The organism is Salinicoccus luteus DSM 17002 (assembly GCF_000712035.1).
In the GTDB taxonomy this organism is placed as follows: Bacteria; Bacillota; Bacilli; order Staphylococcales; family Salinicoccaceae; genus Salinicoccus; species Salinicoccus luteus.
In genome coordinates, this window is sequence record NZ_JONV01000007.1 from 349,732 (window position 1) to 361,623 (window position 11,892).

At 53.2% G+C, this 11,892-nt stretch carries 15 protein-coding genes; 5 read left to right on the forward strand and 10 right to left on the reverse strand.

What is annotated here, in order from left to right:
* Window positions 1–16 precede the first annotated feature (16 nt).
* Both BO53_RS0104385 and pta read right to left on the reverse strand, forming a co-directional pair.
* Window positions 17–838, reverse strand: a complete 822-nt coding sequence (locus tag BO53_RS0104385; protein ID WP_031545856.1) for a lipoate--protein ligase family protein — start codon at window positions 836–838, stop codon at window positions 17–19.
* Window positions 831–1,817, reverse strand: coding sequence for a phosphate acetyltransferase (gene pta / locus BO53_RS0104390; protein ID WP_031545857.1), 987 nt, complete (start codon window positions 1,815–1,817; stop codon window positions 831–833). Before pta ends, BO53_RS0104385 begins: the two co-directional genes overlap by 8 nt.
* 135 nt (window positions 1,818–1,952) lie before the next feature.
* On the opposite strand from pta, the gene hemQ reads away from it, so the two are divergent.
* Window positions 1,953–2,699, forward strand: coding sequence for a hydrogen peroxide-dependent heme synthase (gene hemQ / locus BO53_RS0104395; RefSeq protein ID WP_031545858.1), 747 nt, complete (start codon window positions 1,953–1,955; stop codon window positions 2,697–2,699).
* A 242-nt stretch (window positions 2,700–2,941) separates the two neighbouring features.
* On the opposite strand, the gene BO53_RS0104405 is transcribed toward hemQ, so the two are convergent.
* The 6 genes from BO53_RS0104405 to BO53_RS0104430 all read right to left on the reverse strand — a co-directional run bounded on the left by BO53_RS0104405 (window position 2,942) and on the right by BO53_RS0104430 (window position 6,380).
* Window positions 2,942–3,637: a hypothetical protein gene (locus tag BO53_RS0104405; RefSeq protein ID WP_031545859.1), complete on the reverse strand. Its 696-nt coding sequence runs from the start codon at window positions 3,635–3,637 to the stop codon at window positions 2,942–2,944.
* Complete coding sequence (locus BO53_RS0104410) at window positions 3,634–4,518, reverse strand: ATP-binding cassette domain-containing protein (RefSeq protein WP_031545860.1); 885 nt, start codon at window positions 4,516–4,518, stop codon at window positions 3,634–3,636. Before BO53_RS0104410 ends, BO53_RS0104405 begins: the two co-directional genes overlap by 4 nt.
* Window positions 4,508–4,888: a GntR family transcriptional regulator gene (locus BO53_RS0104415; RefSeq protein ID WP_031545861.1), complete on the reverse strand. Its 381-nt coding sequence runs from the start codon at window positions 4,886–4,888 to the stop codon at window positions 4,508–4,510. Before BO53_RS0104415 ends, BO53_RS0104410 begins: the two co-directional genes overlap by 11 nt.
* Window positions 4,889–5,014: 126 nt before the next feature.
* Window positions 5,015–5,380: a DUF423 domain-containing protein gene (locus BO53_RS0104420; RefSeq protein WP_031545862.1), complete on the reverse strand. Its 366-nt coding sequence runs from the start codon at window positions 5,378–5,380 to the stop codon at window positions 5,015–5,017.
* Between the two features lie 23 nt (window positions 5,381–5,403).
* Complete coding sequence (locus tag BO53_RS0104425) at window positions 5,404–5,730, reverse strand: DUF5327 family protein (RefSeq protein ID WP_031545863.1); 327 nt, start codon at window positions 5,728–5,730, stop codon at window positions 5,404–5,406.
* The gene (locus BO53_RS0104430; RefSeq protein ID WP_031545864.1) at window positions 5,727–6,380 is read right to left on the reverse strand and encodes a uracil-DNA glycosylase; all 654 of its coding nucleotides are present in this window, start codon (window positions 6,378–6,380) and stop codon (window positions 5,727–5,729) included. Before BO53_RS0104430 ends, BO53_RS0104425 begins: the two co-directional genes overlap by 4 nt.
* A gap of 114 nt (window positions 6,381–6,494) precedes the next feature.
* On the opposite strand from BO53_RS0104430, the gene thiD reads away from it, so the two are divergent.
* The 4 genes from thiD to folE2 all read left to right on the forward strand — a co-directional run bounded on the left by thiD (window position 6,495) and on the right by folE2 (window position 9,323).
* Window positions 6,495–7,325 (forward strand): bifunctional hydroxymethylpyrimidine kinase/phosphomethylpyrimidine kinase, encoded by an 831-nt coding sequence (gene thiD / locus BO53_RS0104435; protein WP_031545865.1) that lies wholly within the window; start codon window positions 6,495–6,497, stop codon window positions 7,323–7,325.
* A 68-nt stretch (window positions 7,326–7,393) separates the two neighbouring features.
* Window positions 7,394–7,753 carry a DUF1806 family protein gene (locus tag BO53_RS0104440; RefSeq protein WP_031545867.1) on the forward strand — a complete coding sequence of 120 codons (360 nt, stop codon included), beginning with the start codon at window positions 7,394–7,396 and terminating at the stop codon, window positions 7,751–7,753.
* Window positions 7,754–7,764: 11 nt separating this feature from the next.
* Complete coding sequence (bshB2, locus tag BO53_RS0104445) at window positions 7,765–8,433, forward strand: bacillithiol biosynthesis deacetylase BshB2 (RefSeq protein ID WP_031545870.1); 669 nt, start codon at window positions 7,765–7,767, stop codon at window positions 8,431–8,433.
* An 11-nt stretch (window positions 8,434–8,444) separates the two neighbouring features.
* Window positions 8,445–9,323, forward strand: coding sequence for a GTP cyclohydrolase FolE2 (gene folE2 / locus BO53_RS0104450; RefSeq protein ID WP_031545872.1), 879 nt, complete (start codon window positions 8,445–8,447; stop codon window positions 9,321–9,323).
* A gap of 128 nt (window positions 9,324–9,451) precedes the next feature.
* Here the strand turns inward: folE2 and BO53_RS0104455 are convergent, their stop codons facing one another.
* Both BO53_RS0104455 and BO53_RS0104460 read right to left on the reverse strand, forming a co-directional pair.
* Complete coding sequence (locus BO53_RS0104455; RefSeq protein WP_031545875.1) at window positions 9,452–10,468, reverse strand: hemolysin family protein; 1,017 nt, start codon at window positions 10,466–10,468, stop codon at window positions 9,452–9,454.
* Window positions 10,461–11,861, reverse strand: a complete 1,401-nt coding sequence (locus BO53_RS0104460; RefSeq protein ID WP_051683007.1) for a hemolysin family protein — start codon at window positions 11,859–11,861, stop codon at window positions 10,461–10,463. Before BO53_RS0104460 ends, BO53_RS0104455 begins: the two co-directional genes overlap by 8 nt.
* Window positions 11,862–11,892 lie beyond the last annotated feature (31 nt).

An 11,892-nucleotide genomic window follows, 5' to 3' on the forward strand; every position in this document is an offset into this window, starting at 1 on the left:
TCCATTGATGACCTTCTCACTTCTTATCTTCTTTTTCCTTACGGATATCCCTGTTCCGCTGTTTCATCCGCTCGATATGGTGATGGTAGCGGCCACGCATCTCAGCATCCATGTCGGGGAGCGGCTCAAGGACGCCGCCCTCCCGGATGACGCCGAGCATGCGCTCAAGCACCGCGTCAACGGTCAGGCCCGTACCGAGCAGCTCGTTCAGCGAAGCCATGTCTCCCGGGTGGATCTCGGGATAGGAAAATTTCGTCTCCTCGCCCTTTTTACTCAAGTGGTAGAAATCACGCATGATTTCGGCACGTTCGGCACCACTGCCTGTCACACACAGGTAGACCTGTACAGCGACCCCCTGCCTGATCCTCCGCTGGGATATTCCCGCAAACTTCCGTCCACCGATGCTCAAATCATAGCTGCCGGGACAATAGCTGTTTTCTATTTCATATGCTTTGATGTCCGTCCCCGGAAACGACCTCCGCACAAGCTCCAGCATCAGTTCGTACCCATCATCGATCTGCGCAGCTGATGATTTCGGCAGGATGAGGGATACATTCAGAATGCCCGCGTCGAGTACGACACCGAGCCCGCCGCTGTTCCTTACGATATAGTCGAATCCGGCATCCTCCAGATAGGAGAGCCCATCCGTGAGATGGGGCAGCCTGGCATCGTGCAGCCCGAGGATGACGTACGGGTCATGGACCCATGCCCTGAACTTCGGCACACCGTCTTTGCTCACCATCTCCTGGAGCACATCATCCATGGCAAATGACATGTAGGGATGGGGCGTCGTTTCAATCGGCACGTAGTGCCAGTTCTGCTGGAAAAGCCTATGCATCGTCCTGGGTCAGAGCCTGCGTGGCTGTGAACAGGGCAAGGTTGAAGACCTCATCCTTGGAACATCCGCGGGAGAGGTCATTGACCGGCTGGTTCAGCCCCTGGAGGATCGGCCCGTAGGCTTCAAAGCCGCCGAGGCGCTGTGCAATCTTATAGCCGATGTTGCCGGCTTCCAGGGAAGGGAAGATGAATACATTGGCCTGCCCCTTCAGTTCGGAATCGGGCGCCTTCTTTTCGGCCACACTTGGAACGAAGGCGGCATCAAACTGAAGTTCGCCATCGATGGGCACTTCAGGCAGCTTCTCCTTCGCATATTGGGTCGCGAGTTTCACCTTTTCCGTCTCTTCCGTCTTTGCAGATCCCCTCGTGGAGAAGCTGAGCAGGGCGACACGGGGATCTATCTTGAAGCTTTTTGCCGTCTTTGCCGCTTCCACCGCTACTTCCGCCATCTCTTCTGCATTCAGCTCAGGATTGATGGCACAGTCCCCCATGACATACAGCTCATCGCCGCGCAGCATGAAGAAAACGCCACTCGTACGTGTCACTCCTGGCTTCGTCTTGATGATCTGAAGCGCCGGGCGCACTGTATCCGGAGTCGAATGCACTGCACCGGACACGAGCCCCTTGGCCCGTCCCGTGTATACGAGCATCGTGCCGAAGTAGTTGACATCATTCAGTATTTCGAGCGCCTGTTCCGAAGTCACCTTTCCCTTGCGGCGTTTGACGAACTCATCCGCCAGAGCCTCCTTGTCCTCGTAGGTCGCCGGGTCGATCATATCCAGCTTGCTGGTGTCCAGACCCTCTTTTTCGGCCAGGGCCTTTATTCCGGACTCGTCCCCGAGGACGATCGGTCTCACGTATGTTGTCTCAGCAAGTTCCACAGCAGCAGTGAGGATCCTCGGATCCGTGCCCTCCGGAAAAACGATTTCTATGTTTCTATCTTCCAGGTTAGATTTGAGATTCTCTAGAAATTGACTCATAATATCCTCCTTGGTTAGCCTTTGCATACGCCATATTATACTCTTTTTGTCACATTATTTCATCCCTATCTGCTTTTAAAACGTTTTCTTATGGAGTAAGATGGAGGGAGATATGAAAAAAGGAGAGATACACAAATGAATGAAGCTGCACAAACACTCGATGGCTGGTACAGCCTTCACCTGCTCTACAATGTGGACTGGCCGTCCCTCCGTCTGCTTGAAGAGGAAGAATTGAACACTCTTGTGTCAGAACTGAAGGGATTCCTCGAACGCCAGGAGGAAGTGCACCAGAAGAACGAAGGCAGCTATTCCTTCTATAACATCACCGGACAGAAGGCGGATTTGATCCTGTGGATGCTGCGTCCGACGATTGATGAACTCAATACATTGGAGCTCGAATTCAACAAGCTCCAGATCAGCGACTTCCTCATCCCGTCCTATTCATATGTCTCCATCGTGGAACTCAGCAACTACCTTGCGAAAGATTCCGGTGAAGATCCCTACCAGAATGAATTTGTCAGGAAGCGCCTCTATCCTTCAGTGCCGAAATCCCAGTACATCTGCTTCTATCCGATGGACAAGCGCCGCCAGGGAGATGACAACTGGTACATGCTGGATATGGAAAAGCGCCGCGAACTCATGCGCTCGCATGGCATGATCGGCCGCAGCTACGCCGGCAAGGTGAGGCAGTTCATCACAGGTTCGATCGGACTCGACGAATACGAATGGGGCGTGACCCTCTTCTCGGACGACATGCTGCAGTTCAAGAAGCTGATCTATGAAATGAGATTCGATGAAGTATCCGCGCGCTACGGCGACTTCGGCGACTTCTTCGTCGGGGTGCACCTGCCGACGGATTCCCTGTCCGCCTTCTTCAGATAAGTTTCAAGGTTTCAATATACTCTCAGGTGGCTATATATAAATAAATACACTTATCGAGAGAGTTGGGAGGAATCAAGATGGGCCGTCTACTTCGCAGACTCATCCCTTTGGCATTGCCATTCATAATCAGAAAGTTCAAGAACCGTAAAAATAAAGGCGACGGCAAGCGCAGATAGCCGCTCCCCTGAAATAGGAAAGACCTCTCCGTGCCCGGCTCGAGCCGAGCACGGAGAGGTCTTTTTCTATTTGACTTTCACCGGCACCGAACGGATGAGGGACTGCAGCAATGCGATGGTGAAGAGAATGAGCAGCAGGCTGAATATGATCGTCAGCAGCAGATTGCCGGAGCCGTATCCCGCCAACTCCATGTTGAAGAATGTTCCCGCCGTCTGGAATGTCCACATCGAATCGATCGCAGCCGTGATGCCAAGGCTGAGTACGATGGCGATCATGCCGCCGAGGAAACCGCGGTAGAATCCGATGCTGATGATGAACCCGGCCAGGAAGAATACGTATGCCGTCAGCAGATGACCAATGATGTGGACCAGTGGGCCGGCTGTCGTGTCAAATGCGGCTATGCCATCGCCAAACCACGGCATCATGCCAAGAACGAGGGAAAAGACCCATGTCACGACTGCCAGGCCGACTGTAACCACGCCACCTGTCAGAATCATGGCATTGAGGAAGGTCTTACGTGTCAGGCCAAGGCTGATTGCGAGTTCCAGGAACACGAATACCGCCATGATCCCTGCTACAAGCATGAAGATGCGGTTTGCCGATGCGGCCATCGCATAGAATGACATTTCATTCACTTCGGCCTCATTGACGAACAGTGACACGAGAATATATATCACAGCCATGATCGGCAGATACCACATCGTCCACTTGGCGATTTCCTTCGAAAAGTCCATTGTTGCCAGTTTCAGTTTATTGTTCATTGTACACCCTCCCTGTCTTCAGTCATTCGAATAAACAATTCCTGCAGTTTCAAAGGTGCAATGTTCAAATAGCGTGACTGCGCTTCCTGCCTCTGCAGCTCTTCCAGATGTCCAAGCACCATGTCCGACTGCGTCGGCCCGAGGTACTCCGTGGCAAGCACGTCCATCCCACGGGTGAAGTGCGCCACTTTCTCTTTCGGCCCCGTGACCCTGAATCCACGCTCAAGGAATATATCCAGCGGCTCCTGCAGCATCACCCTCCCCTGATGGATGATGATGACCTCATCAAACAGATATTCCATCTCGGATACGATATGGGTGGAGAGGATCATGATCCTCGGACTGCGCGCATTGGCTTCGATGACCTTCTGGTAGAAGTACTCCCTCGATGGGGCGTCCATCCCGTTCGTCACTTCATCAAAGATGGTGACCGGCGAATTCGAAGCAAGGCCGAGTACCGCATTCACCGCCGCCTGCTGGCCTTTCGACATGCGGTTGAGCGCCTTCCTGCGGTCAATCCTGAAACCATCGAGGAGTGCGTACGCATAATCGGTATCGAAGTCCTGCTTGTACCGCTGCGTCATCCTGCAGAAATCCTCGGGTGTCCGGTACTCCTCCGAGTAGTCGACTTCGTAGAGGAAATCCACCTTCGGCATCAGCTCCGCGTTTTCGTACGGATCCTGCCCGTCGATCGTGACCACGCCACGTGTCGGTTTCCTGAAGGAGGCGATCAGGGACAGCAATGATGTCTTTCCTGCACCGTTCCTGCCGAGCAGACCGTATACCCTGCCGGCCTCCATCTTCAGTGTGATGTCTTCGAGCACCCTGTCCTTCTTTATGTCCAAAGATGCATTCTTCACTTCCAATACACTATTCGCCATCTCTATTCCCCTCCATCTCATGAATCAACCCTTCAATCTCCTGTGTTGAAAAACCCAGCTTTTCCGCTTCATCAATCATCGGTTTCAAGTATTCACTGACAAAGCGCTCTTTCCTGCCGTCGAGCAGCACACCCCTTGCCTCCGGTGCGACGAACATGCCGACCCCCCGCTTCTTATAGATGACACCTTCATCGACGAGCTGATTGACACCTTTTGACACCGTCAGGTGGTTCACCTTGTAGAACTGGACGATTTCATTTGTTGAAGGAATCCTGTCATGCGCCTCGAGCGTCCCGTCGATGATCTGGTCACTGATCCAATCCTTGATCTGTTCAAAGATCGGCTTCTTGTCATTGAGCACCCCCGCCATACGCACCCCTCCTAACTGGTTATATAGTTATGTATATAAGTATATACCACCGAGTGAAAAATGTAAACATCCATTCCGATTTTCCGCAAAATAAAAGACTCCACCGCAGTGGAGTCATGAAAAATATTATAGTCTGATCATGCCGATGATGAGGCACACCCATCCGGCCAGGAAGAGTACACCGCCGATCGGCGTGATGGCACCGAGTATGGAGATGCCGCTGACCGCCAGAATGTAAAGGGAGCCGCTGAAGAAGATGATGCCGAGCAGCATCAGCCAGCCGGCGGCCCCAAGCAGCGGCGCCCCTGTCACCTGGACGAGGATGCCGACCGCAATGAGGCCGAGCGCGTGGTACATCTGGTAGGATACGGCCTTTTCCCAGACACTCATATAATGTTCGCTGATCTTGCCTTCAAGGCCGTGCGCCCCGAATGCCCCGAGGGCCACCGAGATGAATGCGTTGATGGCCCCGAGTATGATGAAAGTCTTCATTTCCTTTTCTCCTTTGAATCAGTCTAGAAATCGAACAGCGAATCGCCGTTGCCGAAACCGTCGTCTGTCCTGAGCGTTTCCCGGGCCGGTGCTGTTGGGGCTGATACCGGCTTCGTTCCGGCCACCTTGCCGCCCATCTGTTCGAGCATCAGGCGGTCGTGCTCCGACATCGCCTGCTTATCCTGTGCACCGGTCGACGGAGCCCCATACTGCACGCTGCCTGCGTCCGATTTCAGCAGCCCGAGCAGCCGCTCCATCGCATAGAGGTGCTTTTCGAATTCATGCGGCTGACTGGCCACCTCCATCCTGTGGAGTTCCTGCTTCAGTTCCGCAATGATTTCCTGCTTCATTCCTGTTCACTCCAGTCCACCGGCTTCCTGCCATGCGCCTCCAGATAGTCATTGGCCCGGCTGAATGGACGGGTGCCAAAGAACCCCCTATGGGCGGACAAGGGACTTGGGTGGGTCGACTTGATGATGCAGTGCTTGGAGGCATCGATCAGCTTCTCCTTCTTCTGTGCAGGTTTGCCCCAGAGGATGAACACCACATGCTCCAGGTTGTCCGACACATGGCTGATGACGCCGTCCGTAAACGGCTCCCAGCCAAGTCCACGGTGGGAGTTCGCCTGGTTGGCGTCGACGGTCAGTACCGTATTGAGCAGCAGTACGCCTTCTTTTGCCCAGTCCTTCAGGCTGCCGGTCGTCCTTCTGATGCCGAGGTCCGACTCCAGCTCCTTATACATGTTCCTCAGGGAAGGCGGTATCTTCACACCATCATTGACTGAAAATGCAAGCCCATGGGACTGGCCTTTCCCGTGATAGGGATCCTGCCCCAGTATGACGACCCTCACATTTTCAAACGGTGTAAGCTCAAAGGCTGTATATATCTGTTCACGCGGCGGGAACACTTCCCCCGATTCATATTTCTCTTCAAGTGTCGTTTCCAGTTCGGAAAAGTCGTTCTCTTCTTTTACTGATTGGAAGACATCTTCCCATTCCATGATTCTCACCTCTGTCTAAAGTTTGATTATATCATTTAAGCAAGCATGTCTCTAGAAATATACCCTTCATTATAGTAAAATATCATTATTAATGACATTGGAGGAATCTAACTCATGGCACTTAAAAAGACACTCACAATTGCAGGTTCAGATACAAGTGGCGGCGCAGGCATTGCAGCCGACCTGAAGACATTCCAGGAACATGAAACGTATGGCATGACGGCACTGACTACGATTGTGACGATGGACCCCGAAACATGGTCCCATGGTGTCAATCCAATCCCACTCGATGTCGTTGACTCACAGATTGCGACAGCACTCTCCATTTCACCGGATGCGATAAAGACGGGCATGCTGCCGTCGGAAGAGGTCATCGAGCGCAGCAAGAATGCCTACCTCGACAGCGATGCGAAATATTTCGTGATGGATCCGGTCATGGTCTGCAAGGGCGATGACGAAGTCCTCAACCCGGGCCTTGTCGATGCGATGGTCGAGCACCTGCTTCCGCACGCGACAGTCGTGACGCCGAACCTCTTTGAAGCGGGGCAGCTCGCCGGATACAAAACGCCGAAAACGCTGGATGCCGCGAAGAAATGCGCGGAAGTCATCCATTCCAAAGGTGCACAGCACGTCATCATCAAAGGCGGCTCTGAAATAGAAGGCGAAAAGGCTGTGGATGTATACTATGATGGCAAAGCATTCCACCTCCTTTCAAGCGATAAGATAGACGCTTCCTACAACCACGGTGCCGGATGCACATTCGCAGCGGCCATTACGGCAAACCTCGCGAACGGCCAGGAGCCGCTTGAGGCGATCAAGAACGCCAAGGCATTCGTCACATCAGCCATCAAGAACGGCTGGAAGATGAACGAACATGTCGGCGTCGTCCGCCATGGTGCAGCCAATACTGTGGAGCAGATTGAAGTTACAGAAGAACAGATATAGTCACAGTCACAAAAGAGATAGCCCGCCTATCTCTTTTGTGTATGCTATTTTAAGGAGCGTTTCACACTATGGAGAAGATCAATCGCGAACAGGTACAGGAGCTTTTGAACAGCTATCAGGACAAGAAGGTATACATCCACGTGGAAGTGACGAGCGGCATGTATGCAAGCCATCTGGATGACCAGGTGTTCAATACGGGCATGTTCCTGAGGAATGTCCCCGTCAACTACACCCAGGGCGCCATCAGGGGCGGCGGCGAGGGCCAGTACCGCGTCGGCCTGAAGCTCGACAACGGTGGCTGGGTCTATGTGCTTGGCCTCACACATTTCGAAGTCAACGAGAACAACGAATTCATCATGCACGGCTTCAACTATGAAGGCAAACTCGCAAGTGCACTTGAAATTTCTACGAAAGAATTCTTTAAATAGGAGGCAGCGCTATGGAAAAAGAAAGACAAGTACTCGTCATCTTCCCGCACCCCGATGATGAAGCTTTCGGAGTGAGCGGTACAATGAGCCGCTATGTGGACATGGGAGTGCCGGTGACATATGCCTGCCTGACATTCGGCGATATGGGAAGAAACCTCGGCTATCCGCCATTCGCAACACGGGAATCACTGCATGAGATACGCAAAAGGGAAGTCGAGGAAAGCGCCCGCCTGATCGGACTTGATGATCTCAGGCTTCTCGGATACCGGGACAAGACACTCGAATTCGAGCCGCCCGGCCATTTGAAGGGCGTCGTCAGGGATATGATCGATGAGCTCGAGCCGAGCCGGATCATCACCTTCTACCCCGGCTATTCCGTCCACCCGGACCATGAAGCCACTGCAGAGGCAGTCATAGAGGCCGTATCGGAAATGCCGGCATCAGAACGCCCGGCATTGCAGCTCGTCGCCTTCAGCAACAACACCCTTCAGGATCTTGGCGAGCCGGACATCGTCGTCAATATCGAAGGATACGAAGAACGCAAAGAGAAGATCATGGCAGCCCACGAATCACAGACCGGCCCCCTGCTCAAGACGCTTGCCGGCAACACGCAGGAGAGCGAAGCAGCCCGCCAGATGTGGATGAAGAATGAAACATTCTACAGTTATGATATAGATTAAGGAGTAGACACATGGAACAATTGGATCTTAGTACTAGAGAAGCACGTTTCAGGCACTTCGGGTCCGTCGAGCCGATCGAAGGCACGAAACCCGTAGAGAAGGAAATGATGGTAGACCTGCAGAGCTCGAAGAAGGATTTCCTGTTTGAAGTCGATTCCGTCGGCATCAACAATCTGAGCTATCCTGTAGTCATCGGCGACTTCCAGTCCGTGGGAACCTTCGAGCTTGCTACGAGTCTGAGAAGAAATGAAAAGGGCATCAATATGAGCCGTATCCTCGAATCCCTCGAGACGGAAAATGACGGCGGTGTACCGCTTACTTTCGAGACGCTGGAGAACGTGCTTGAAATATTGCGCGTACGCATGCACCAGGATGAAGCGGAAGTCACAGGATCGGGGAAATGGTATTTCTCAAAACCGAGTCCGCATACACTGCTCAGCGGCATGGCCCACGCGGACGTCGAATACTCCATGAGGATTTCCGGAGCCGGCGTTCTGCACAAGCAGCTCGGCATGACGGCGATGGTGACTACACTGTGCCCATGCTCGAAGGAAATCAGCGAATACAGCGCACACAATCAGCGCGGCTATGTAAAGGTGCTGCTCGACATCGATCCGGAAGCGGAATTGCCGGACAACCATAAGGAGCAGCTGTACGAACTGCTCGAAATCAATGCATCTTCCCAGCTCTATCCGATATTGAAGCGTACGGACGAAAAGATGGTCACAGAACGTGCCTATGAAAATCCACGCTTTGTAGAGGACCTCATCCGCCTGATCGCCTATGATCTCGTGGAACTCGACTGGGTCAAAGGCTTCGAACTCGAATGCCGCAATGAAGAGAGCATTCACCAGCACGACGCCTTCAGCAGGATGTCATATCAAAAGTAAACAGTCCCCTATCCTACCGAAGCGGCAGGGAACACGGAAAGAAGGACAGGACAGCGGATGTACCCGCTGTCCTGTCCTTCTTTGTTCTAGTATCAGCTTACCTACCAAATCCTTTGATAGGAAAAACTTTATTTTTCGCCTGAAGCCGGCAGTATATTGTTCAATGCATCATTGATGGTCATGATTCCAACGAACTTCGGACCATCCATGACAACCGCCAGCTGTTCGCTCGACCGGCGCATCCGTCTGAGTCCTTCATGTACCAGTGTACCGGACTCGAGTATACAAGGCGTGCGGGCGATGTCCTTCGCGGAGCGTTCCATCGGTTCAAGCAGTGTATCCCTGACATGGACGACAAGAGGCGCCTCCCCTTCATCACCCATTACAAGAATCCGTTTGTGACCGGACTGTTCTGTTGCTTTTTGCACCTCACGGACCGTGGCATCTGAAGGGACGGCTGTCGGCTGTCTCCCCTCTGAAACCAGATCGTCCACTTTCAGCCTTTCAAGATCAAGGGCGCCTGATATGGGTGTGCGCATGGAGGCATCGAGGGCGCCGACATTGGCTGAATGTTCGACGAGGTGACGGATGGTTGCGGCATCCTGCCCCCCTACCGCAGCACTCTCTACCGGCTCCACTCCTGAAGCCTTGACAAGCCGGTTGGCTATATTATTGACCCATATGAGTAGTGGGCGGAAAATCCAGATGAAGGCCCGGGCAGGCAGGCTCACAAGGAGCGCTGATTTTTCCGGATGGGCAATCGCCCATGATTTTGGAGCCATCTCCCCGACAACGAGATGAAGGAAAGTAACAATCAGCAGTGAGAGGAAGAAAGAGGCTCCGTCCGCCAGCCACAAGGGCAGGCCGATTCCGGCGAAGAGGGGCGAAAGCCATGAATCCACAGCCGGTTTGGTCACCGCCCCAAGAGCAAAGGTACAGGCCGTGATTCCGAGCTGCGCTCCAGCGAGCATGACTGTCAGTTCATTCACCGCCTTCAATGCTGCACGGGCACTGCGACTTGTTGTTGCAGCTTCCTCAAGCCTGTGACGGCGGGCACCGAGAAGCGCAAACTCTATGATGACGAAGAATGCAGTTAATGCGATCAATACCGCTGTTACTATGAGTACAATCCACGGGTTACTCATTATGTCCCCTCCTCTGCTCGTCTATGGAATGTATTTCTTCCCCGTTTTCCATGACATGAAGATTCAGAATGATCGAAGTAGGGACATGCCTGTCCACTCCAGTCACTTCGGCCTCCAAATAGCGTCGTATGGGTTCGTCATGAATGAAATCAGCCGGATCAACCGGCAAATGTATATCCACCTTTTCCCCCACCTCCGGCAATTTGCCGAAATGGGCGATGATCATACCCGCAACGGTTTCATAGTCGCCTCTTGGAAGTTGATGACCAACCTCCCTTTCCGCCTCATCTATATGGACATCCCCACTCATCTGCCAAATGCCCTCTCCACCAGCTTCCACGGTGGCAGGGATTTCAGTATCGTGCTCATCAGTGATTTCCCCGACCACTTCCTCAGCCAGGTCCTCCAATGTGAGGATGCCGGCGAATCCACCATATTCATCAATGACACAGGCAAGGTCGTTGCTGGTATCAATCATATGTGCCCTGGCTTCTGGCAGGGACATCAAAGTGGGGACCACGAGAGGCGGCTGCATGACTGCGGTTACCGGGGCATCATCCGAAACATCTCCAAGTATATCCACGAGATGTACCACTCCGACAGGCTCATCCTCATCATTGATGACAGGATAACGGGTATGGGCTGCAGCCATCATTGCCCTCACCTGTCCGACTGTGGCCTCAGGGTCCACCATATCCGCTCTGGAACGGGGAACCATCGCATGCTCGACATCCTGCTGCGGAAAATCGAGGATGCGGTCAAGCACCATCGAAAGACCCTCAGGCAGGTCACCGCTCTCCCGGGAATCCGCAACGATATGTTCCAGATCACGCGCTGTCGCGCTGCTGTCGACATCATGTACCGGTTCTATTTTAAAGAGTCTAAGTAAACTGTTCGCTGACCAATCGAAGAACTTGATCAGCCATCCGAAAATGCTGAGATAGATGTTCGTTGAACGGGCCAGGTTCCTAGCCAGCGGTTCAGGATTCGCAATGGCAAGATTCTTCGGGTAGAGTTCACCAAAAATCATCTGTACCACGGTCGACAGGGCCAGGGCTACCACAGTACCCACTGATATGCTTACAGCAACAGGCACCCCGACACCACCAAGCAGAATGCCCAGGCTCTGTCCAACCAGGGGTTCTGCCACATAACCGATGAGCAGCCCCGTAACTGTGATGCCCAGCTGGGCTCCAGACAGCATGAAGGAGGTACGTTTTGTAACGGTCAGGGCACTTTGGGCCGCCTTGTCGCCCTGGTCGGCCAATGCCCCCAGCCTTGAACGGTCGACAGACATGTAGGCGAACTCCTGGGCGACAAAATAGCCATTGGCCACGATTATCACAAAAATCACCACAATGCCAAGAAGCAGAGTCAATACAGCGGTTAGCATAGAGCCTTCACCATCCTAATATAGGCAAAGG